Here is a 21,874-nt window from a genome sequence, read left to right on the forward strand (position 1 = left end):
CACGACTGTGCAAGTGGGCTTGAACACGGGCAGCCCATTGGAAGCTCGACCCCGTGTCTTGCACAACCTGTTAGATAAGCAATCGCCGTTAAGGCGGAGATGCGTTGGCATGGAGACGGCGGCGAAGAACGCCAATTGGCGCACTTACCGCTGGATCTCTTGCGTTCAACGCATATTGACGCCAGATGACGTGGGGTTGAACGACCGTTCGCAGTAATTTACCGGCGAATCGCCTGCAATTGCTTATCCAACAGGTTGCCGCTATTCTACCGTGCCGACTCCCCAAATGTGGCAGTCGGTCGAGAATTGCGTCTCGAATCGCGCCCCGGCCCAGCCAGCGGGCTTTTGCGATGCCGGCCGCGCCGCTGCGCGGATTGATTCAGGCGCGTTTTGGCGCCGCACTTTGCCGGCTCGTTTGCCTTTCACGTTCACAGCTCCACTGATGCCGCCCACCGTATTCATCGTCTCAGACGGTACCGGGATCACTGCCGAAACCTTCGCGCATTCGATCCTCTCCCAGTTCGACCAGAAATTCCGCCTGGTCCGCGTGCCATTCGTCGACTCGACCGAGAAGGCCTACGCAACGCTCGAAAAAATCAACGAAGCGGTCGTGCAGGACGGCCGTCGTCCGATCGTGTTCACCACGCTCGTCGATAGCTCGTCGAATCAGATCGTGAAGGATTCGAACGCACTCGTGCTCGACATGTTCCAGACCTTCGTCGAGCCGCTCGAGCAGGAACTCGAGCTGAAGTCGAGCCACGCGATGGGCCGCGGTCACCAGAACGCGGACACCGAGGAGTACAAGAACCGGATCGAGGCCATCAATTTCTCGCTCGCGCACGACGACGGTCAATCGAACCGCAATCTCGCGGACGCCGACGTGATCCTCGTCGGCGTGTCGCGCAGCGGCAAGACGCCGACGAGCCTTTATCTGGCGATGCAGTACGGCGTGAAAGCAGCGAACTATCCGCTGATTCCCGAAGATTTCGAACGCGGCAAGCTGCCCACGCCGCTGCTCGAGCATCGGCAGAAGATGTTCGGGTTGTCGATCGATCCGCAGCGTCTGTCGGAGATCCGCAACGAGCGGCGGCCGGGCAGCAAGTACGCGGCGCTGGAAAACTGCCGCTATGAGATCAACGAAGCGGAAGCGATGATGCGGCGCGAAGGGATCAAGTGGCTGTCGTCGACGCACAAGTCGATCGAGGAGATCGCGACGACGATCCTGCAGGAGATCAAGCTGGATCGGCCGTCGTATTGACGGACTGCCGAGCAGGCGTTGCGACGCCGGCCCAGCGCCCACGCAACGCCGCTCACATCTACTTTCTGCGCCCGCGCTGCTGGCGACACTGCTCGAACACGCAGACCGCCGCCGCGGCCGCCACGTTCAGCGATTCCATGCCGCCAGGCTGCGGAATCGTCACCCGCAACGACACGGCATCTCGCCACACCTGCGACACGCCCGCGCCTTCGTTGCCGAACACCCATGCAAGCGGCCTGCTCAGGTCGCAGTCATAAATCGCTTCGGCGCCGTGCGAATCGGTGATGGCGATCGGGACCGCGAGACGTTCGATCAGCGCACTCGCGTCGACATCCTCATGAATCTGCAACAGGAAGTGGGCGCCCATGCCGGAGCGCAGCACCTTCGACGACCACGCGTACGCGGTGCCCGGCGCGCAGAACACGTGTTCGATACCCGCGGCCGCCGCGCTGCGCAGAATCGAACCGACGTTGCCTGCGTCCTGCACGCCGTCGAGCACCAGACAGTTTTGCTCGACGCGCTCGGGCGGCGGCGCATCGAGCTTCTCGACCAGCAGCAGAATTCCAACCCCATGCACGACGTTCGACAACTGTCCGAACAACGCATCCGGCAGCGTTACGAGCCGATGCTCGTCGATGCGCGACACGATCGCCTGCGCTTCTTCGTGACGCAGCGCGCCGTCGGTGACGACGCACAGCTCCGGCTGACCGGCTACGTCGAGATACGCGCTCGCGAGATGGAAGCCCTCGAGCAGCGCATGGCCGCTGCGGCGCTGTTGATGCGTCGAGCCGGCCAGTGCCTTCAGGCGCTTGTAGAGCGGATTGTCCCGCGAGGTGATGGCTTTCACAGGCAGCGAAGGCGGTGAGAAATGGAAAAGGAATGAGCGGCGACTCAGTGGCAACTCAGCGGCGCTCAAGCGCGAACCGCGCTGATGGGGTCGGTCACGCGAGCCCGGCCTCGCCGAACGCATCGTCGTCGAGCAGCAGCGCGTCAGCCACGATGACGGCGTCCGCCGATGGCAACGGCACGCCTGTGCCGAACCGCAGATGCGCTTCGCGCACTGGCGCGAACGAGCGCCGATGATGCTCGCACGGCCCATGCTCGCGCAGCGCCGCGAGATGCTGTGGCGTGCCGTAACCCGCATGCGCGTCAAAGCCGTACATCGGATACGCGTGGTGCAGTTCCACCAGCATGCGGTCGCGCGTGACCTTCGCGAGAATCGACGCGGCCGAAATGCTCTTTACGAGCGCGTCGCCGCCGATCACGGCTTCGCTGCGGATGCTGAGCGTCGGGCAACGGTTGCCGTCGATCTTCACGAGCGTCGGCACTACCGACAGGCCCTCGACCGCGCGCTTCATCGCGAGCATCGTGGCGTGCAGGATGTTCAGCGAATCGATTTCTTCGACCGTCGCCGATGCGACGCAGTAAGCGAGCGCGCGATCGACGATCTTGTCGTATAGCGCTTCACGCTTGAGTGCGGTGAGCGCCTTCGAATCGTCGAGGCCGCGGATCATCGGTCTAGTCGGATCGAAAATCACCGCCGCCGCGACGACCGGTCCGGCCAGCGGTCCGCGCCCTGCTTCGTCGACGCCGCAGACGATGTCGTCGGCGCTCTCGAAGTTCAGGCCGGCTTGCGCGACCACCCGAACGGCAGCCGCGGTCTTGCGACGAGGCGCGCGCGGGGGGGTCATGGCCGCCCCGCCCGTTGCTCGACGACGCTCGCCACGACTTCGGCCGCGCGCTGCGCGGTGTTCTGCTTCAGCACGTGGTGCATCTCCGTGAAGATTTCCTTCAGAGTGCGCCGGTTCGCTTCGTCGCGCAACTGTTTCAGCGTCGCCTCGGCGAGCGCCTGCGGCGTCGCGAAGTGCTGCAGGATTTCCGGCACCACGAAACGCCCGGCCAGAATGTTCGGCAGGCCCACGTACGGCAGATAGCCCTGCCGGCGCATGATCTGGCCGGTCAGCCAAGGCACCTTGTACGAAATCACCATCGGCTTTTTCAGCAGCGCGGCCTCGAGCGTGACCGTGCCGCTCTTCACGAGAATTGCGTCGGCGGCGGTCATGGCGAGTTGCGACTGGCCGTCGATGATGGTCAGCGCGAGACCCGGGTGCGCGTCGACGAGCGGCTGCAGCAGCGCGCGCAACGCGGGCGTCGCCGCCGGCATCACGAAGCTCACGCTGGGCTCCTGGTGCTGCATCATCTCCATCGCCGCGAAGAATGTCGGGCCGATCAGGTCGATCTCGGAGCGCCGGCTGCCCGGCAGCACCGCGATCACCGGCCCGCTTTCCGCCAGACCGAGCGTGCGGCGCGCGCCGAGCGTGTCGGGTTCGAGCGGGATCTGATCGGCCAGCGGATGCCCGACGTACGACGCCGCGACGCCGGCCTTTTCGAGCAGCGCGGTTTCGAACGGGAACACGCACAGCATGTGGTCGACCGCCTTCGCGATCTTCTTGATGCGCCCGCCACGCCACGCCCAGATGGACGGGCAGACGAAGTGCACGGTCGGAATGCCGGCGTCTCGCAGCGCGTGCTCGAGCCCGAAATTGAAATCGGGCGCGTCGACGCCGACGAACACGGACGGCGGCTCGGCAAGCAGTTGACGCTTGAGTTCGTTGCGGATGCCGAGGATTTCGGGGATGTGACGAAGTGCTTCGACATAGCCGCGCACCGTCAGCTTTTCCATCGGCCAGTGGGCGTCGAAGCCCGTGGCGATCATGCGCGGACCACCGATGCCGTAGTACTGCGTGGCGGCGGGCAGCCGGCTGGCGAGACCGTCGAGCAGCGACGCGGCGAGCAGGTCGCCGGACGGCTCGCCGGCCACCATCGCGACGCGCAGCGGACTGGGTTGCAACGTCATCGGTTAGCGGATGATGCCGCGCTGCGACGCTTCGACGAACGCGAGCAGCGTCTGCACCGGGGCGTCGCCGTCACCACCGGCCGAACCGAGTTCCTTCAATTGCACCTTCGCTTCTTCGAGCGACAGGCCGTTCTTGTACAGCACGCGATATGCGGAGCGCAGCACCGAGATCGCGTCCGCCGAGAAACCGCGGCGGCGCAGCCCTTCGACGTTGATGCCGTGCGGCTCGGCCTTATTGCCCGCGGCGATTACATAGGGCGGCACGTCCTGCACGAGCGCCGACGCGCCGCCGAGCATCGCATGCGCGCCGATGCGCACGAACTGATGCACGCCCGACATGCCGCCGATGATCGCGTGGTCGCCGATCGTCACGTGGCCGGCCATCTGCGCGTTGCTCGACAGGATCACGTTGCTGCCGACGTGGCAGTCGTGTCCGATGTGCACGTAGGCCATGATCCAGTTGTCGTCGCCGAGCGTGGTGACGCCCGCGTCCTGCACCGTGCCGGTGTGGATCGTCGTGAATTCGCGGATCGTGTTGCGGTTGCCGATCACGAGCCTGGTCGGCTCGTCCCGGTACTTCATGTCTTGCGGACGGCCGCCGACCGATGCGTAATGGCCGATGCGGTTGTCATCGCCGATCGTGGTATAGCCTTCGATCACGCTGTGCGAGCCGACCGTGCTGCGCGCACCGATCGTCACGTGTGCGCCGATCACCGCATAGGGCCCGACTTCGACGGATTCGTCGATTTGCGCGCCCGCTTCGATGATCGCGGTGGGATGGATCCTGCTCATGCGTCCTCGCTTCTGATTCTGTTGCGTTGTGTGGATGGCCTTGACGCCGGGGTCGCCGCGCGCGTGCCGTGCCGCGACCTGCCGGGACGCCGGCATTACGCGTCTTTGTCCGTGTGGCGCACCGCGCACATCAGATCGGCTTCAGCCGCGACGACGCCATCCACTTCGGCGCGCGCCTTGAACTTCCAGATGCCGCGCATGTGGCGCTCGAACGTGCAGTTCAGGATCAGCTGATCGCCCGGTTCCACCACGCGCTTGAAGCGCGCGTTGTCGATGCCGACGAACAGGTAGAGCGTGTTCGACGGATCGCTCGGCTCTTCCGAGAACGTCAGCAGCGCCGCGGTCTGCGCGAGCGCTTCGAGGATCAGCACGCCTGGCATCACCGGCCGCGTCGGGAAATGTCCCTGGAAATACGGCTCATTGATCGACACGTTCTTCAACGCTTTGATGCTCTTGTGCGGTTCGAGTTCGAGCACCCGGTCGACCAGCAGGATCGGATAACGATGCGGCAGCAGCGTGAGAATCTTATGAATGTCGAGATTGATTTTTTCGGTGCTCATGGTGTTTCTGCTCACGCATTGACTGCGCGATGATGACTGCGGATGCTGGTGCAGGTGGGTTGAAAACGCGCGCGACCGGCGCCTCGGATGACCGGTGGCCGTGCCACCCGGTCACGGCCACCGGCTTTGCTTCCTGATGCTCGACCACTATTTTACGCGGTGCCGGTGGGTCGCCGGGATAACTATCAGATCTTGTTGCCTGCGGGTTGACCTGCGGCGCCGTCGGGGGCATTGCCGGCCTTGTCGGCGGCGGCGTTCTCCAGCGCCTTGATGCGATCGCGAAGCTTGTCGATATTGCGCAGCAGCGCGGCGCTCTTGTTCCAGTCCGCGTGGTTCACGGCGGGGAACGCACTCGTGTACATGCCGGGCTTCAGCAGCGACTTCGACACGCCCGACTTCGCGGTGACGATCACGTGATCGGCGAGCGTCACGTGTCCGGCAATGCCGACCGCGCCGCCGATCATGCAGTGACGCCCGATGGTCGTGCTGCCCGCGATGCCCGCGCAGCCCGCGATCACCGTGTAGGCGCCGACCTTGCAGTTGTGGCCGATCTGCACGAGGTTGTCGATCTTCACGCACTCCTCGATGATCGTGTCGGCCATCGCGCCGCGGTCGATCGTAGTGTTCGCACCGATTTCGACGTCGTTCGCGATCGACACGCCGCCGACCTGCGGAATCTTCACCCAGCTGCCGGTGCGCGCATCGCCCTCGCCGACGAAGTCGGGCGCGAAACCGAAGCCGTCCGAGCCGATCACCGCGCCCGCGTGCACGGTCACGCGCTCGCCGAGCTTGCAGCCGTGGTACACGGTCACGTTCGGATACAGATGCGTGTGCGCGCCGACACGCGTGCCGCGGCCGATCACGACATTGGCGTCGAGCCGCGCATGTTCGCCGATCACCGCGCCCGCTTCCACGGTGACACGCGGGCCGATCACCGCGCTTGCGGCGACCTGCGCGGAAGGATCGATGGTTGCGCTCGGATGCACGCCGGGGACCGCCTTCGGCGCGGCGAGGTCGATGAAGGTTTGCGCGATGCGCGCAAAGTAAGCGTAGGGATTCGGCGTGACGATGAAGTTTCGACCTTCGCGTGAAGCGAGCTTCTCGAGGTCGCCGGCATTGATCAGCACCGCGCCGGCGCGGGTCGTTTCGACTTGCGACAGATATTTCGGATTGGCGAGGAACGCCAACTGGTCCGGGCCTGCCTGGTCGAGCGGCGCGAGACTGCTCACGCGCTGCGACCCGTTACCGACTACCTCACCGCCGAACCGCTGGACGATGTCCTCGAGCGTAAATGCCATGCCTATCCTGTCTCCAACCTATTCAATCATTGCGAGGGCGTGCGCGGGCGCGACCGTGCGCCGCCCTCGGTTGCCCTTAGTTGCCCGATGCCGCCAGTGCCTTGAGCACCTGGTCGGTGATATCGATGCGCGGGCTCACATACACCGCTTCCTGCACGATCAGATCGTAGTGCTGCGTTTCGGCGATCTGTTTGATGACCTTGTTCGCGCGATCGAGCACCGCCGCGAGTTCCTCGTTGCGGCGCTGGTTCAGGTCTTCGCGGAACTCACGCTGCTTGCGCTGGAAGTCCGAGTCGAGCTGCGACAGGTCGCGCTGCTTCTGAGCGCGATCGGTTGCCGACATTGTCGCGCCATTCTTGTCGAGTGCATCGGACATCGACTTGAGCTTTTGCGCCATGTCGGCGAGATCCTTGTCCCGCTTCGCGAATTCGGCCTCGAGCTTCAGCTGCGCGGCTTTCGCCGCCGCGGATTCGCGCAGGATTCGGTCGGAATTCACCGCGGCGATTCTCGCCTCCTGCGCGTGCGCCATGCCGACCCCGAGGGTCATTGCCAGCGCCAATGCGCACGCTACACGTTTCGAAAACATACCGGTTAGCAAAGTCATCCTCTCGATACTGTAGTTTGGCCGGGCTCGCCGCCGGGAGCATCCGCCGCCGCAGCCGGCCGTCGGGAGCGCCCGCCGCCGCAGCCGGCCGCCCCAATCAGAACGCGGTCCCGATCTGGAACTGGAACTTCTGATACTGGTCGCCCGTGTGCTTCGTGAGCGGGAAGCCAAGGCTCAACTTGAGCGGGCCGATCGGCGAGATCCACGCGAGACCCACACCGTAGCCGTAACGCAGGCCGTTCGCGCCAGTCGACGTCGCTGCCGTGCTCGCGTCCGCCCAGACGTTACCAGCGTCCAGGAAGGTGAACACACGCAGCGTGCGGTCATAACCGGTGCCTGGCAGCGGGAACGTCAACTCGATATTGCCCACCAGCAGCTTCGAGCCGCCGATCGGGTCGCCGGTCGTTTTGTCACGCGGACCCAGTGAGCTCGGCTCGTAACCACGCACCGAACCGATACCGCCCGCGTAATAGTTCTTGAAGATAGGATAAGGCTTGCCGGAAAGGCCGTTACCATAGCCGCCCTGGAAGTTGAAGCCCAGCACAAAGCCGCGCGCAAACGAATAATAGTACTGCGCGTTGATGTCGGCCTTGTAGTACTGGGTGCCACCGATCGGCGTCCCGTATTCTGCGTTCGCCTGCGCGAAGTAGCCGCGGCTTGGCACCAGCGCGCTGTCGCGCGCATCACGCGACCAGCCAACCGTAAGCGGCACGTTGTTCGAGACCCGGCCGAAGTCATTCACATATTGCCGGTATGAAGCCGGGGTATTTGCGTCGACGTCCAGCTGGTTCTGTTCGAAGCCCGCGCCGAAGTACACGGTATCGACTTCGGAAAACGGAATGCCGAACTTCAGGTCGCCGCCCATCGTGACGATCTTGAAGCTCGAATCGGTCGAGTAGTACAGCGGCTGATACGTACGGTAGTAGACGTCGGTGATCCGCTTGATGCCGTCCACCGTGAAGTACGGGTCGACCTGCGTGACCGTCAGCGTACGATACGTCTTCGCGGTATTGATGTTCACCGCGAGGCTCGTACCGGAGCCGAACACGTTGTCCTGCGAGATACCCGCCGACAGCACCACCTTGTCCGTCGACGAGAAACCCGCACCGAGCGTAATCGCGCCGGTCGGCTTTTCGGCGACCTTCACGTCGATGTCGACCTGGTCGGGCGTGCCTTCGACGGGCACCGTGGTCACGTCGACGTCGGTGAAGTAGCCGAGACGATTGATACGGTCCTTCGACAGCGACAGGCGGTTCGAATCGAACCACGAGCTTTCGAGCTGGCGCATTTCGCGGCGCACCACTTCGTCGCGCGTGCGCGTGTTGCCGACCACGTTGATGCGTCGTACGTAGACGCGACGGCTCGGGTCGACCTGCAGCGTCAGGTCGACGGTGTGGTTGTTCTGGTCGATATTCGGCTGTGCATTGACGGTCGCGAACGCATAGCCGTATTCGCCGAGCTTGTCGACGATCGCCTTCGTGGTGGCCTGCAGCTTTTCGGCCGAGAAGCGGTCGCCCGGCTTGATCTTGATGAGCTTTTTAAGCTCCGCTTCGCGATCGAGCAGATTACCGGCGAGACGGATGTTCGAAATCGTGTACGGCTGGCCTTCGTGCAGCGTGATGGTCAGGTACATGTCCTTCTTGTCCGGCGAGATCGACACCTGGGTCGACTCGATGCTGAACTCGAGGAAGCCGCGATTCAGGTAGAACGAGCGAAGGTTCTCGAGGTCGCCGGTGAGCTTGTCTTTCGCGTACAGGTCGTTCTTGGTGTACCACGAGAACCAGTTCGGCGTGGACAACTGCATTTCGTCGCGCAGCGTGCCGGTGCTGAATGTCTTGTTGCCGATGAAGTTGATCTGGCGGATCTTCGCGCTCGGACCTTCGGCCACCGAGAACAGGATACCGACGCGGTTACGGTCGATCGGCGTGATCGTCGTGGTGACTTCGGCCGCGTAAAAACCGCGTGTCAGGTATTGGCGTTTCAGTTCCTGCTCGGCTTTGTCAACCAGCGCCTTGTCGAAGTACCGGCCCTGCGACAGCCCGACCGCGCGCAGCGCCTTGATCAGGTTGTCCTTTTCGAACTCGTGGATGCCGGCGAAGTCGATCGTGCCAATGGCCGGTCGCTCCTGCACCTGCACCACCACCACGTTGCCTTCGGTGGCGATCTTGACGTCGTTGAAGAAGCCCGTCGCGTACAGAGCGCGAATCGCTTCAGAGGCCTTGTCGTCGGAAAAGGTATCGCCTTGTTTGATGGGCAGGTACGCGAACACCGTACCCGGTTCGACGCGTTGCAATCCCTCAATGCGAATGTCTTGCACCACGAAGGGCGTCGTTGCATGAGCAACCAGCCCATGCGCGGCGAACGCCGCGGCTATAACCGTCTTTGGACCAAAGCGATGAGGTTTGAACAACGTGCTTCCCCAGTGTGTATAGCTGCATCAGGCCAGGCGGCCGCCCTCGAGAACGCCGCCGGACACTTTAAAAATGGATTAAACGAGCCAGATCGTTGAACAGCGCAATCGCCGATAACGCGACGATGCAGGCAAGACCCGCCCTCTGAAAAACGAGTTGCCAGCGATCAGAGACAACTTTACCGGTCACAGCTTCAACCAAATAATATAACAGATGACCCCCGTCCAATACCGGAATTGGTAGCAGGTTCAGCACGCCGAGGCTAATGCTGACAAGGGCCAGGAACGACAAAAACGCGGAAGGACCCAGACGTGCGCTCTTTCCCGCGTAGTCGGCGATCGTCACCGGACCGGAAAGGTTCTTCAGCGATGCCTCGCCGACGATCATCCGGCCAAACATCCGCACGGAGTACACCGCGAGGTCCCACGTCCGGCGCGCGCCGAGGCGCAGGCTGTCGAGCGGGCCGTAGCGCACATCGATCGACGGCACCTGGGTCGCCAGCTCCGCGCCGATGCGGCCTATCTGCTGCCCGCTCGCCGCATCGCGCTGCAGTTGCGGCACGATCGTGATCTCTTCGAGCACGCCCACCGTATGTCCGCCGCGGCCGCCGCGCTCCACCCGCAGCGTGACCGGCATACCGGCGTGCGATTTTACATAGGCAATGAAGGCCGCGGCATTATCGGTCGGCGTACCGTTGATCGCGCGCAGCCGGTCGCCCGCGACGAGCCCCGCCTTCTGCGCGGCGCTGCCCGCCTGCACGCCCGCCACCGTCAGCTTGCCGCCACCTGGCTCGAAGCCGAGGCGCGACATCAGATCGTCGTCGACGTCTTTCTCGCCGATGCCGCGCAGGTCCATCGGAAAATCGGAGGTGCCGTGTGCGTCTTTCGCACTGAGCACGATGCGCTGCTGGTCGAATGCGGCGCCGAGCAGCTTCCAGCGCAGATCCGACCACGAGCGCACCGGTTCGGTCTCGTCGCTATGGCCGGTGCGCACGCCAACGATCGTCTCGCCGCCCTCGAACCCCGCCAGCGCGGCGGGTGTGTTCGGCGCGGGCGTCGCGATCACGGCCGCCGGTTCGGTCACGCCCGTCGCGAAGACGAGCGCGAACAGCACGATGGCAAGCAGGAAATTCGCGACTGGACCGGCCGCGACGATCGCGAAGCGCCGCCACACCGACTGGCGATTGAACGCATGCGGCAGATCCGCGTCGGGAACCGAGCCGGGGCCGGCTTCGCGCTCGTCGAGCATCTTCACGTAGCCGCCTAGTGGCAGCGCGGCAATCGTCCACTCGGTGCCGGTCTTCTGACTGACCCACTGAACCAGCGGCTTGCCGAAGCCGATCGAAAAACGCAGCACCTTCACGCCGCACAGGCGCGCGACGCTGTAGTGCCCGTACTCGTGGACCACCACGAGTACGCCAATCGCAACCGCGAAGGCGAGCAGTTCGATCAGCAGATTCATAAGCGCCTCACTGGACGGCGCGTTCCGTGCGACGGGCGCCGTCGGGCAGACGCGCGATGAATTCGGCAGCGGCGCGGCGCGCGGCGGCGTCGGCTTCGATGACGTCGTCGAGCGCGTGCGCGCTGCGGTTCGGAAATGCGTTCAGCACCGAGTCGACGACCTGGGCAATCGCCATGAAGCCGATGCGGCGCGCGAGGAACGCCTCCACCGCGATCTCGTTCGCGGCATTCAACGCCGCGCTCGCAACGCCGCCTTCGGCAAGCGCCTTCATCGCGAGGGCGAGGCAGGGGAAGCGCGCGTAGTCGGGCTTTTCGAACGACAGCGACGCGATCTCCGCGAGATCGAGCTGTGCGACGCCGGAATCGACACGATCCGGGAACGCGAGCGCGTGCGCGATCGGCGTACGCATGTCGGGGTTGCCGAGCTGCGCGAGCACCGAACCGTCCGCGTACGAGACCAGTGAATGGATCACGCTCTGCGGATGGATCAGCACGTCGATACGTTCGCCGGGCAGGTCGAACAACCAATGTGCCTCGATCACTTCGAGGCCCTTGTTCATCATCGTCGCCGAGTCGACCGAGATCTTGCGGCCCATTACCCAGTTCGGATGCTTGCAGGCTTCGTCAGGCGTCACGTCGACGAGCGTGGCCGGTTCGCGCGTGCGGAACGGGCCGCCCGACGCGGTCAGGATGATCTTCGACACGCCGCCATGCAGCGATGCTTCGCGCGGCAGACACTGGAAGATCGCGTTATGTTCGCTGTCGACCGGTAGCAGCACCGCGCCGTTGTCGTGCACCGCGTCCATGAAGATCGCGCCGGACATCACCAGCGCTTCCTTGTTCGCGAGCAGGATGCGTTTGCCGGAGCGCGCCGCGGCAAGGCTCGGTGCGAGACCCGCTGCGCCGACGATCGCCGCGACCACCGTGTCGCAGCCCTCGCTTTTCGCAACGTCGACGAGCGCCTGCGGCCCGTAAGTGACCTCGGTCTTGCTGCCCGCATCGCGCAGCTTCGCGGCGACCTTCGCGGCCGTGTCGGCGTCGCCGACCACCGCCACTTCGGGCGCGAAGCGCAGGCATTGCTCGACGAGCTTGTCGCCGTTGCGATGCGCGCTCAGCGCGTAAATGGAAAAACGCTCGGGATGGCGCGCGACCACGTCGAGCGTACTGTCTCCAATCGAGCCCGTGGAACCGAGCAATGTCAGACGTTTTTGCATATCTCTTTCTCTAGCCGAGCAGCAGCATCGCGAGCGGCAGCACCGGCAACAACGCGTCGATGCGATCGAGCACGCCGCCGTGCCCGGGCAACAGGCCGCTCGAGTCTTTGACGCCGGCCTGGCGCTTCATCATCGATTCGAACAGATCACCGACCACGCTGAAAACCACCAGCAAGGTCAGCGCGAGCACCGTGCGTAGCGCGCCCAGTTGCGCCAGCAGCGCAGAATACAGGGTCGGCTCGAACGCGTGCAAAAAGATCGCCGCCGCCGCGACGATCATGACCAGCAACCAGCCTCCGATCGCGCCCTCCCAGGTTTTACCAGGACTGATGGTGGGTGCCAGCTTGTGCTTACCAAACGCCTTCCCCGAGAAGTATGCGCCGATATCGGCGAGCCATACCAACAGCAGCAGCGACAGCACGAACGGCACACCGAGCATGCGCGCGGCGACGAGAGCATGCCAGCACGCGATGAAACCGACGATGCCGGCAAGAAACAGAAAGGCGCGCCAAGCGCCGTGCGCGAGAACGGGCTTGCGCAGAAGCACGAATGGACCGCCGATCACCCAGAAAATCGCCGCAGCCTGGAAGAACGGCCGCGCATGCTCGGTGCCGATGCCGAGCCGCGTGCTGGTGACGAGCCCGAGTGCCGCGACGAGCGCGTACAGCACCGGACCCGCGCCGTCGAGCTTCAGCAGGCGCGCCCACTCCCACGCGGCGAACACGACCACGAACGCGATCAGCGCGCCGAACGCGCCGACCGGCGCGAACAACGTGACAGGCAGGAACACTGCCAGCAGCACGACCGCCGTGATGACACGGGTTTTTAGCATGGAAGCGAATCGACGTTCTGCGATTGCGGCTCGAGTTGAGCACTGGTGCGGCCGAAGCGGCGTTCCCGCTCGGCGTACGAAGCGATGGCATGACCGAGCGCGTCGGCGTCGAAATCCGGCCAGAACGTGTCGGTGAAATAGAACTCGGTGTAGGCGAGCTGCCAAAGCAGGAAGTTGCTGACGCGGCGCTCGCCGCCGGTGCGGATGAACAGATCGGGCTCGGGCGCGTAGGCCATCGACAGATGCTCGGCAAACGAGTCTTCGCTGACATCGACCGGTTGGCCCGCGGCTGCCGCTTGCGCGACGAGCTTGCGGGTGGCCTGCATGATGTCCCAGCGGCCGCCGTAGTTCGCGGCGATGGTCAGCGTCAGACGGGTATTGCGCGCGGTCTTGGTTTCGGCGCGCTTGATCAGATCGCGGATCTTGTCGTCGAAACGTTCGAGATCGCCGACCACGCGCAAACGGATGCCGTTCGCGTGCAGCTTGCCGATCTCGCGCTCGAGCGCGGTGACGAACAGGCGCATCAGGAACGACACCTCCTCGTTCGGACGGCGCCAGTTTTCCGAGCTGAACGCGAACAGCGTCAAATATTCGACGCCCCGCCGCGCGCACGCCTCGACGGCCGCCCGTACCGCGTCGACGCCGCGCGTATGGCCCGCCACGCGCGGCAGACGCCGCTGGGTGGCCCAACGGCCGTTGCCATCCATGATGATCGCGATATGTCGCGGCACCGCGGCGACTTCAGGCACGCGCACGGTTGAGCTGGTATAGGTCATGGCCGTCGGGACAGTAATGCCAGTAAAGAAGTGGAAACCAGGAAGGCTGAGCCGAACGGCGTCAGACCGTCATGATTTCGGCTTCTTTCGTCGTGACGAGCTTGTCGATTTCAGCGACGAACTTGTCCGTCAGCTTCTGGACGTCGTCGCCGGCACGACGCTCGTCGTCTTCCGAGATTTCCTTGTCCTTGACGAGCTTCTTCAGTTGCTCGTTGGCGTCGCGACGCAGATTGCGCACGGCCACCTTGGCCGTTTCGGCTTCGCTGCGCACGACCTTGGTCAGCTCGCGGCGGCGCTCTTCGGTCAGCGCGGGCATCGGCACGCGGATCACGTCGCCGTGCGTGGCCGGGTTCAGACCGAGGTCCGACTCGCGGATCGCCTTTTCGACGACCTGAACCATCTTCTTTTCCCACGGCTGCACGCCGATCGTGCGAGCGTCGATCAGCGTCAGGTTCGCGACCTGCGAAATCGGCACCGGCGAGCCGTAGTAGTCGCACTGGATATGATCGAGCAGGCCCGTGTGCGCACGGCCCGTGCGGATCTTCGACAGGTCGTTCTTGAACGCGTCGATGGAGCGCTGCATCTTCTGTTCAGCGCCCTTCCTGATATCAGCCACAGACATTTTTAAACCTCCGAACCTTCAAAACGGTGCGAGCCGCCCGACACGCGCGATGCGGCGGCCCGGGCTCGCGTCAAAGCCCACGTAATGTAAACGAAGTTTACACGTGGACGAGGGTGCCCTCGTCCTCACCTAGCACGATGCGCTTGAGCGCACCGGGTTTGACGATCGAAAACACGCGGATCGGCAGCTTCTGGTCGCGGCACAGCGCAAAAGCCGTCGCGTCCATTACCTGCAGATTGCGGCCGATTGCCTCGTCGAAGCTGATCGTGGTGTAACGGGTCGCGCTCGAGTCCTTCTTCGGGTCGGCCGAATAGACGCCGTCCACCTTGGTTGCCTTCAGGACCACTTCCGCGCCGATTTCCGAGCCGCGCAATGCAGCGGCCGTGTCGGTCGTGAAGAACGGGTTGCCGGTGCCGGCCGCGAAAATCACGACCTTGCCTTCCTCGAGCTGGCGGATCGCGCGAGGCCGGATGTACGGCTCGACGACCTGGTCCATGCGCAGCGCCGATTGCACGCGCGCCTCGATGCCAGCGTGGCGCATCGCGTCCTGCAGGGCCAGCGCGTTCATCATCGTTGCCAGCATACCCATGTAGTCGGCCGTCGCGCGGTCCATACCCGCCGCACCGCCCGCGACGCCGCGAAAAATATTGCCGCCGCCGATCACCACGGCCAGCTGCGTTCCGAGACGGACCACTTCGGCCACGTCCGCCACCATTCGTTCGATGGTCGCGCGATTGATGCCGAAGGCATCGTCGCCCATCAGAGCTTCACCGGAGAGTTTGAGCAGGACGCGTTTATAGGCAGTGGGCATAGAGGTATCCAGATCGCGCAGAACAGGGCAACAACAAGGGACTAATGTAGGGATGAAATGCTGATTCGGGCAAGCACCGCCAAATTGGCGAGCCCAAGGGTTCGCCAGCGGCGGCCGCGCAGCGAGGGTCAACCCGTGCGCGGCCTTGCGGTGCTGCCGACCGCGGCGAGGTCTTGCCTCGCCGCGGGTCCAAACGGTACGGCGGTAAAGCTTAGGTAACGCTTATTGTTGCTTTGCAGCAGCGACCTGAGCGGCCACTTCCGCAGCAAAGTCGTCCTGCTTCTTCTCGATGCCTTCGCCGACCACGAACAGTGCGAACTTCTGCACGCTCGAGCTGGCCGCCTTCAGCATCTGCTCGATCGTCTGCTTGTCGTTCTTAACGAACGTCTGGTTCAGCAGCGACACTTCCTTCAGGTACTTCTGCACGCTGCCGTCGACCATCTTCGCGACGATTTCAGCCGGCTTGCCCGATTCGGCCGCCTTCTGTTCAGCGATGCTGCGTTCCTTGGCGATCAGGTCCGCCGGCACGTCGTCCGACGACAGCGAAACCGGCTTCATCGCGGCAATGTGCATCGCCACGTCCTTGCCCACCTGCTCGTCCGCGCCGGTGTACTCGACCAGCACGCCGATGCGCGTGCCGTGCAGGTACGCGGCCAGCTTGTTGGCGGTGTCGAAGCGCACGAAACGGCGGATCGACAGGTTTTCACCGATCTTGCCGACCAACGCGAGGCGCACTGCGTCGACGGTCTGGCCGTCGAGCGGCAGTGCCGACAGCGCTGCGACGTCAGCCGGGTTTTGCGTCGCGACGAGTTCGGCGATCTTCTTCGAGAACGCGAGGAAGTCGTCGTTCTTCGAGACGAAGTCGGTTTCGCAGTTCAGCTCGACGAGCGAACCGGCGTTGCCGTTGATGAACGATGCGACGACGCCTTCAGCCGTCACGCGCGATGCAGCCTTGCTCGCCTTGTTGCCGAGCTTCACACGCAGCAGCTCTTCAGCGCGCGCCAGATCGCCGTCGGCTTCCGTCAGCGCCTTCTTGCATTCCATCATCGGCGCGTCGGTCTTCGCGCGCAGTTCTGCAACCATGCTTGCGGTAATTGCCGCCATCATTTGCTCCTTGAGTTCTGTCTGTCACACGCCGCCCGCACTTCGATGCCGGCGGCAGGAATTCGTTTCAGCGTTTTCGCGTAATTTTGCGAGCGACGCGCCTCACGCTACCTCGAGCACTCTGCCAGATGCCCGTTACAACATCTGTTACAAGCGTCGCGGCTTAAAAAAAGGGGGCCTGTAGAAAGCCCCCTTTTATGTCGGACACTGGGCAGCCTTACGCTTCCGGGTTGACCTCGACGAACTCGTCGCCGTCGCCACCACGTGCTGCCTGGACCACTTCGTTGACCGCATTGGCGCGGCCTTCGAGGATCGCATCTGCCACACCGGCCGCGTACAGAGCGACGGCCTTGCTGGCGTCGTCGTTACCCGGGATCACGTAGTCCACACCTTCCGGCGAGTGGTTCGTATCGACCACAGCGATAACCGGAATGCCGAGCTTGTTCGCTTCGGTCACGGCAATCTTGTGGTAGCCGACGTCAACCACGAAGATCGCGTCCGGAATGCCGCCCATGTCCTTCACGCCGCCGATCGACTTCTGCAGCTTGGCCATTTCGCGTTCGAACAGCAGCGCTTCCTTCTTGCTCATGCGCTCGGTTTCACCGGCTTCCAGCGCCGCCTCCATGTCCTTCAGGCGCTTGATCGATACCTTCAGCGTCTTGAAGTTGGTCAGCATGCCGCCGAGCCAGCGTGCGTTCACGAACGGCATACCAGCGCGTTGCGCTTCCTGGGCGATCGTGTCGCGCGATTGACGCTTCGTACCGACGAACAGGATCGTGCCGCGGTTCGATGCCAGCTGACGCGCGTACTTCAGCGCGTCGTTGTACATCGGCAGCGTCTTTTCGAGGTTGATGATGTGAATCTTGTTGCGATGACCGAAAATGAAGGGAGCCATCTTCGGGTTCCAGAAGCGGGTCTGGTGACCGAAGTGGACACCTGCTTCCAGCATTTGACGCATCGTAACTGCCATGAAATTCTCCACGAGGGTTGGGTCTTAAGCCGGCTGCCGTATCGGCCGCGCCCGCCTGTATTTTGGCTGGAACGCGGTGACACCCTGGGTGCGCCGGCTTGCGAATTGGTTGCCTGACACTGCTTTCTCTAACTCACGGCGCCAGGAACCACAGTGCCGCGAGAAGCCGGTTCCGCCCAGCTGCCATGCGCGAATTTGCGTACTCGCGAATAAAAGCAGACCAGGACCGACTTAGCCAAAGAGTATAGCACGCGACTATCAACTGACTCAACCGACCCAACCGCCGGCCGGTAGCCATGGGCACGGGGGCGCCAAGCCGGGCCCGAAGCCCGGCTTGGCGCCCGTTGGCCCACCAATTGGCCGATTTTGATCGCTTTTAGCCCATTACCGCCCGATCCAGCGCAACGACCCCGCGCCCACTGCTGTAAAATGGCTCGATTCCGCCACGCGCGGGGGATCGTCAAGGATCGACCGGCATTCCGCGTCAGGAAAACGCCCCCCCCCCCGCCAGGCCACCGCAACACCCAGCAAGCCTTATCCAGCAAGGCTTCCGAGGAAACCATGGCTATCACCATCAAAAACGAAGACGATATCGCGAAGATGCGCGTCGCCTGTCGGCTCGCGAGCGAAGTGCTCGACTACATCACGCCGTTCGTCAAGGCCGGCGTCACCACTGGCGAGCTCGACCGCCTGTGCCACGAATACATGCTGAAGGACCAGGGCACGGTCCCCGCGCCGCTGAATTACCAACCGCCCGGCTACCCGCCCTACCCGAAGGCCACCTGCATTTCCGTCAACGACGTGATCTGCCACGGCATTCCGGGCGACAAGGCCCTGAAAAACGGCGACGCGCTGAACATCGACATCACCGTGATCAAGGACGGCTACTTCGGCGACACGAGCCGCATGTTCATCGTCGGCGAAGGGTCGATCATGGCGAAGCGCCTCGTGCAGGCCACCTTCGAGTGCATGTGGCTCGGCATCGACCAGGTGCGCCCCGGCGCGCATCTCGGCGACATCGGCTATGCGATCCAGAAGCACGCCGAAGGCCTCGGCTACAGCGTGGTGCGCGAATATTGCGGCCACGGCATCGGCACCGTGTTCCACGAAGACCCGCAAATCCTGCACTACGGCCGCCCCGGCACCGGGCTCGAATTGCAGGCCGGCATGATCTTCACGATCGAGCCGATGATTAACGCCGGCCGCCGCGACATCCGCACGATGCCCGACCAGTGGACCGTCAAGACCAAGGACCGCAGCCTGTCCGCGCAGTGGGAGCACACGGTGCTCGTCACAGAAACCGGCTACGACGTGCTGACCGTGTCGGCCGGTACGCCCGCGCGTCCGCCTATGGTTGCGGCCACCGTCTGACCGATTTCGACCTCACCTTCCGCCTGCCAATGAGTAGCGTTCCAGCCGTCGCCTCCTCCCATGCCTCGTCGCTCAAGGCGGACTACAAAGTGGCCAAAGCCCAGTTGCTGGAACGCTTTCGAACGGCCACCAACGTCGACGCGTTGATGGCCGCCCTCGCGCGCGCCACGGACCATTCACTGCGCGCCGCCTGGGACACGTGCGAGCTGCCCGACGACCTCGCGCTCGTCGCGGTCGGCGGCTATGGGCGCGGCGAACTCGCGCCGCACTCCGACATCGACATCCTGGTGCTGCTGCCAGACACGCGGCTCGTGCATCTGGAGGCGCGCATCGAGCGCTTCATCAGCCTCGCGTGGGATCTTGGGCTGGAACTCGGCAGCAGCGTGCGCAGCGTGTCGCAATGCCTCGAGGAAGCGGCCAACGACGTCACGGTGCGTACCTCGCTGCTGGAAGCGCGCCGCATCACCGGCAGCACCGCGCTGTTCGACGATTTCGCCCAACTCTACCGTGCCGCGCTCGACCCGAAGGCGTTCTTCCAGGCGAAGGTGCTCGAAATGCGCCAGCGTCACGCGAAGTTTCAGGACACGCCGTACGCGCTCGAGCCGAATATCAAGGAAAGCCCGGGCGGGCTGCGCGATCTGCAGCTGATCCTGTGGATCACGCAGGCGGCCGGCTTCGGCAGCAGTTGGCGCGAGCTCGAAGCGCGCGGACTCATCACCGAGCGTGAAGCGCGCGAGCTGCGCCTCAACGAGGGCTTCCTGAAGTCGCTGCGCGCACGGCTGCATGTGATCGCCGGGCGCCGTCAGGACATCCTGGTGTTCGACCTGCAGACGCCGGTCGCCGAAAGCTTCGGATTCAAGCCGACCGCGACCAAGCGCGCGAGCGAGCAACTGATGCGCCGCTACTACTGGGCCGCGAAAGCGGTTACACAGCTCGCGACGATCCTGATCCAGAACATCGAGGCGCAGCTGTTTCCCAGCACGAGCGGCATCACGCGCGTGCTGTCGGATCGCTTCGTCGAAAAGCAGGGCATGCTCGAAATCACGTCCGACGACGTGTTCCAGCGCGAGCCGAACGCGATCCTCGAAGCGTTCCTGCTGTACGAGCGCACGCCCGGCGTGAAGGGTCTGTCGGCGCGCACGCTGCGCGCCATCTACAACGCCCGTGACGTGATGGACCAGCATTGGCGGCGCGACCCGGAAAACCGCCGGCTGTTCATGGAAATCCTGAAACAGCCGGCCGGCATCACGCATGCATTCCGGCTGATGAACCAAACCAGCGTGCTCGGGCGTTATCTGCTGAATTTCCGGCGCATCGTCGGGCAGATGCAGCACGACCTGTATCACGTGTACACCGTCGATCAGCACATCCTGATGGTGCTGCGCAATCTGCGCCGCTTCGCGATCGCCGAGCATGCGCACGAATACCCGTTCTGCAGCCAATTGATCGCCAACTTCGACCGACCGTGGGTGCTGTACGTGGCCGCGCTGTTTCATGACATCGCGAAGGGGCGCGGCGGCGATCATTCCACGCTCGGCATGGCCGACGCGCGGCGCTTTTGCCGGCAGCACGGCATCGAAGGCGAGGATGGCGAACTGGTCGTGTGGCTCGTGCAGCAGCATCTGACGATGAGCCAGGTCGCGCAGAAGCAGGACACCAGCGACCCCGAAGTGATCAAGCGCTTCGCCGAGCTGGTCGGCACCGAGCGGCGTCTAACTGCGCTCTATCTGCTGACCGTCGCCGACATCCGCGGTACCAGCCCGAAGGTCTGGAACACGTGGAAAGGCAAGCTGCTCGAAGACCTCTACCGCACCACGCTCGCCGTGCTGGGCGGCGCTCAACCGGACGAGCATTCGGAGCTGAAGTCGCGCAAGGAGGAAGCGCTCGCGCTGCTGCGTCTCGAAACCGTGCCGGAAGGCGCGCAACGGGCGCTGTGGGACAAACTCGACGTCGGCTACTTCCTGCGCCACGACGCGGCGGACATCGCGTGGCAAACGCGCGTGCTGTACCGCCACGTCGAAACGCCGACGCCGCTCGTGCGCGCGCGGCCGTCGCCGATCGGCGACGCGCTGCAGGTGCTCGTCTACGTGAAGGACCAGCCCGATCTGTTCGCGGGCATCTGCGCGTATTTCGACCGCAACGGGCTGTCGGTGCTCGATGCGCGCGTCAGTACGACGCGCCACGGTTACGCGCTCGACAACTTCCTCGTCACGCACACCGAAGAGGACGTGCATTATCGCGACATCGCCAATCTGGTCGAGCAGGAGCTGACCGCGCGCCTCGCGGGCCACGGTACCTTGCTGCCGGGACCGTCGAAGGGCCGGCTGTCGCGGCTGTCGCGCACCTTCCCCATTACGCCGCGCGTCGACCTGCGGGCCGATGAGCGCGGCCAATACTACATCCTGTCCGTGTCGGCGAACGACCGGCCGGGCCTTCTTTATTCGATCGCGCGCGTTCTGGCCGAGCACCGGGTCGGCGTCGCCTCGGCGCGGATCAATACGCTCGGCGAACGCGTCGAAGACGTGTTCCTGCTCGAAGGGCACAGCCTGTCGGACAACCGCCTGCAAATTCAGGTCGAGACCGAACTACTGCGCGCGATCGCAGTGTGAGATTTCATGCGAATCAAATTAACAGCGAAGCATCCGCGGCCGGCGTCGTCCGAACGCGCCCCTGTCCGCCCCGGCAGCGCGTCGGCGCGTAAGCCGACCCGTCCAGAGCGGCCGAAGCCCTTGGAGGCCGAGGGCGGCGCGAAGCGCGAAGGCGCGGCATCGACGGGTGGCGGTGCGAAGCGACCGGTCGGCGCAAAGCCGGCGGGCGCCGGTGCACGCGCGCCGCGTGCCGAAGGGCCGGGTGCGCGCGAACGGGGCACGGCTGCCGCCGGCGCACCACGCCGCTTCGAAAGTGCGGCTGAGCGTGGGGAACGCGGAGAACGCG

19 protein-coding genes are annotated in these 21,874 nt (G+C 64.1%); 3 read left to right on the plus strand and 16 right to left on the minus strand.

Features of this window, described 5'->3' with window-relative positions; translation table 11 throughout:
• Positions 1-442: 442 nt before the first annotated feature.
• Positions 443-1,258, plus strand: coding sequence for a posphoenolpyruvate synthetase regulatory kinase/phosphorylase PpsR (gene ppsR / locus BC1002_RS08715; RefSeq protein WP_013089690.1), 816 nt, complete (start codon positions 443-445; stop codon positions 1,256-1,258).
• Between the two features lie 58 nt (positions 1,259-1,316).
• On the opposite strand, the gene BC1002_RS08720 is transcribed toward ppsR, so the two are convergent.
• The 16 genes from BC1002_RS08720 to rpsB all read right to left on the minus strand — a co-directional run bounded on the left by BC1002_RS08720 (position 1,317) and on the right by rpsB (position 17,569).
• Positions 1,317-2,105 (minus strand): TrmH family RNA methyltransferase, encoded by a 789-nt coding sequence (locus BC1002_RS08720; RefSeq protein ID WP_013089691.1) that lies wholly within the window; start codon positions 2,103-2,105, stop codon positions 1,317-1,319.
• Positions 2,106-2,199: 94 nt separating this feature from the next.
• Positions 2,200-2,949 carry a ribonuclease HII gene (gene rnhB / locus BC1002_RS08725; protein WP_013089692.1) on the minus strand — a complete coding sequence of 250 codons (750 nt, stop codon included), beginning with the start codon at positions 2,947-2,949 and terminating at the stop codon, positions 2,200-2,202.
• Positions 2,946-4,115: a lipid-A-disaccharide synthase gene (gene lpxB, locus BC1002_RS08730; RefSeq protein ID WP_013089693.1), complete on the minus strand. Its 1,170-nt coding sequence runs from the start codon at positions 4,113-4,115 to the stop codon at positions 2,946-2,948. The genes rnhB and lpxB overlap by 4 nt, the downstream gene beginning before the upstream one ends.
• A 3-nt stretch (positions 4,116-4,118) precedes the next feature.
• Positions 4,119-4,907: an acyl-ACP--UDP-N-acetylglucosamine O-acyltransferase gene (gene lpxA, locus BC1002_RS08735; RefSeq protein ID WP_013089694.1), complete on the minus strand. Its 789-nt coding sequence runs from the start codon at positions 4,905-4,907 to the stop codon at positions 4,119-4,121.
• A gap of 95 nt (positions 4,908-5,002) precedes the next feature.
• Positions 5,003-5,467 carry a 3-hydroxyacyl-ACP dehydratase FabZ gene (gene fabZ, locus BC1002_RS08740; protein ID WP_006048683.1) on the minus strand — a complete coding sequence of 155 codons (465 nt, stop codon included), beginning with the start codon at positions 5,465-5,467 and terminating at the stop codon, positions 5,003-5,005.
• Positions 5,468-5,652: 185 nt separating this feature from the next.
• Complete coding sequence (lpxD, locus tag BC1002_RS08745; protein ID WP_013089695.1) at positions 5,653-6,765, minus strand: UDP-3-O-(3-hydroxymyristoyl)glucosamine N-acyltransferase; 1,113 nt, start codon at positions 6,763-6,765, stop codon at positions 5,653-5,655.
• Between the two features lie 76 nt (positions 6,766-6,841).
• Positions 6,842-7,363: an OmpH/Skp family outer membrane protein gene (locus BC1002_RS08750; RefSeq protein WP_026225318.1), complete on the minus strand. Its 522-nt coding sequence runs from the start codon at positions 7,361-7,363 to the stop codon at positions 6,842-6,844.
• A gap of 103 nt (positions 7,364-7,466) precedes the next feature.
• The gene (bamA, locus tag BC1002_RS08755; protein ID WP_013089697.1) at positions 7,467-9,779 is read right to left on the minus strand and encodes an outer membrane protein assembly factor BamA; all 2,313 of its coding nucleotides are present in this window, start codon (positions 9,777-9,779) and stop codon (positions 7,467-7,469) included.
• A gap of 67 nt (positions 9,780-9,846) precedes the next feature.
• Positions 9,847-11,241 (minus strand): RIP metalloprotease RseP, encoded by a 1,395-nt coding sequence (gene rseP / locus BC1002_RS08760; RefSeq protein WP_013089698.1) that lies wholly within the window; start codon positions 11,239-11,241, stop codon positions 9,847-9,849.
• A 7-nt stretch (positions 11,242-11,248) separates the two neighbouring features.
• Complete coding sequence (locus BC1002_RS08765; protein ID WP_013089699.1) at positions 11,249-12,454, minus strand: 1-deoxy-D-xylulose-5-phosphate reductoisomerase; 1,206 nt, start codon at positions 12,452-12,454, stop codon at positions 11,249-11,251.
• 10 nt (positions 12,455-12,464) lie between these two features.
• Positions 12,465-13,286, minus strand: a complete 822-nt coding sequence (locus BC1002_RS08770) for a phosphatidate cytidylyltransferase (RefSeq protein ID WP_013089700.1) — start codon at positions 13,284-13,286, stop codon at positions 12,465-12,467.
• The gene (gene uppS, locus BC1002_RS08775; protein WP_013089701.1) at positions 13,280-14,062 is read right to left on the minus strand and encodes a polyprenyl diphosphate synthase; all 783 of its coding nucleotides are present in this window, start codon (positions 14,060-14,062) and stop codon (positions 13,280-13,282) included. Before uppS ends, BC1002_RS08770 begins: the two co-directional genes overlap by 7 nt.
• A 61-nt stretch (positions 14,063-14,123) precedes the next feature.
• Complete coding sequence (gene frr, locus BC1002_RS08780) at positions 14,124-14,684, minus strand: ribosome recycling factor (RefSeq protein WP_013089702.1); 561 nt, start codon at positions 14,682-14,684, stop codon at positions 14,124-14,126.
• A gap of 97 nt (positions 14,685-14,781) precedes the next feature.
• Positions 14,782-15,495: a UMP kinase gene (gene pyrH, locus BC1002_RS08785; protein ID WP_013089703.1), complete on the minus strand. Its 714-nt coding sequence runs from the start codon at positions 15,493-15,495 to the stop codon at positions 14,782-14,784.
• A gap of 222 nt (positions 15,496-15,717) precedes the next feature.
• Entirely contained in the window at positions 15,718-16,599 is an 882-nt protein-coding gene (tsf, locus tag BC1002_RS08790) for a translation elongation factor Ts (RefSeq protein WP_013089704.1), read from the minus strand.
• Positions 16,600-16,816: 217 nt separating this feature from the next.
• A complete protein-coding gene (gene rpsB / locus BC1002_RS08795; RefSeq protein WP_013089705.1) occupies positions 16,817-17,569 on the minus strand; it encodes a 30S ribosomal protein S2 in 753 nt (250 codons plus the stop codon).
• Between the two features lie 429 nt (positions 17,570-17,998).
• Between rpsB and map the strand changes: the two genes are divergently transcribed.
• Complete coding sequence (map, locus tag BC1002_RS08800; RefSeq protein ID WP_274380037.1) at positions 17,999-18,940, plus strand: type I methionyl aminopeptidase; 942 nt, start codon at positions 17,999-18,001, stop codon at positions 18,938-18,940.
• A gap of 29 nt (positions 18,941-18,969) precedes the next feature.
• Positions 18,970-21,549 (plus strand): [protein-PII] uridylyltransferase, encoded by a 2,580-nt coding sequence (locus BC1002_RS08805; protein ID WP_013089707.1) that lies wholly within the window; start codon positions 18,970-18,972, stop codon positions 21,547-21,549.
• Positions 21,550-21,874 lie beyond the last annotated feature (325 nt).

The organism is Paraburkholderia atlantica (assembly GCF_000092885.1).
Classification (GTDB): domain Bacteria; phylum Pseudomonadota; class Gammaproteobacteria; order Burkholderiales; family Burkholderiaceae; genus Paraburkholderia; species Paraburkholderia atlantica.

Bases quoted from the DNA above. Each gene is read 5' to 3' on its own strand.
- ppsR (WP_013089690.1), top strand. From the start codon at position 443: ATGCCGCCCACCGTATTCATCGTCTCAGACGGTACCGGGATCACTGCC.
- rnhB (WP_013089692.1), bottom strand. From the start codon at position 2,949: ATGACCCCCCCGCGCGCGCCTCGTCGCAAGACCGCGGCTGCCGTTCGG.
- lpxB (WP_013089693.1), bottom strand. From the start codon at position 4,115: ATGACGTTGCAACCCAGTCCGCTGCGCGTCGCGATGGTGGCCGGCGAG.
- lpxA (WP_013089694.1), bottom strand. From the start codon at position 4,907: ATGAGCAGGATCCATCCCACCGCGATCATCGAAGCGGGCGCGCAAATC.
- fabZ (WP_006048683.1), bottom strand. From the start codon at position 5,467: ATGAGCACCGAAAAAATCAATCTCGACATTCATAAGATTCTCACGCTG.
- lpxD (WP_013089695.1), bottom strand. From the start codon at position 6,765: ATGGCATTTACGCTCGAGGACATCGTCCAGCGGTTCGGCGGTGAGGTA.
- rseP (WP_013089698.1), bottom strand. From the start codon at position 11,241: ATGAATCTGCTGATCGAACTGCTCGCCTTCGCGGTTGCGATTGGCGTA.
- BC1002_RS08765 (WP_013089699.1), bottom strand. From the start codon at position 12,454: ATGCAAAAACGTCTGACATTGCTCGGTTCCACGGGCTCGATTGGAGAC.
- BC1002_RS08770 (WP_013089700.1), bottom strand. From the start codon at position 13,286: ATGCTAAAAACCCGTGTCATCACGGCGGTCGTGCTGCTGGCAGTGTTC.
- uppS (WP_013089701.1), bottom strand. From the start codon at position 14,062: ATGACCTATACCAGCTCAACCGTGCGCGTGCCTGAAGTCGCCGCGGTG.
- frr (WP_013089702.1), bottom strand. From the start codon at position 14,684: ATGTCTGTGGCTGATATCAGGAAGGGCGCTGAACAGAAGATGCAGCGC.
- pyrH (WP_013089703.1), bottom strand. From the start codon at position 15,495: ATGCCCACTGCCTATAAACGCGTCCTGCTCAAACTCTCCGGTGAAGCT.
- tsf (WP_013089704.1), bottom strand. From the start codon at position 16,599: ATGGCGGCAATTACCGCAAGCATGGTTGCAGAACTGCGCGCGAAGACC.
- rpsB (WP_013089705.1), bottom strand. From the start codon at position 17,569: ATGGCAGTTACGATGCGTCAAATGCTGGAAGCAGGTGTCCACTTCGGT.
- map (WP_274380037.1), top strand. From the start codon at position 17,999: ATGGCTCGATTCCGCCACGCGCGGGGGATCGTCAAGGATCGACCGGCA.
- BC1002_RS08805 (WP_013089707.1), top strand. From the start codon at position 18,970: ATGAGTAGCGTTCCAGCCGTCGCCTCCTCCCATGCCTCGTCGCTCAAG.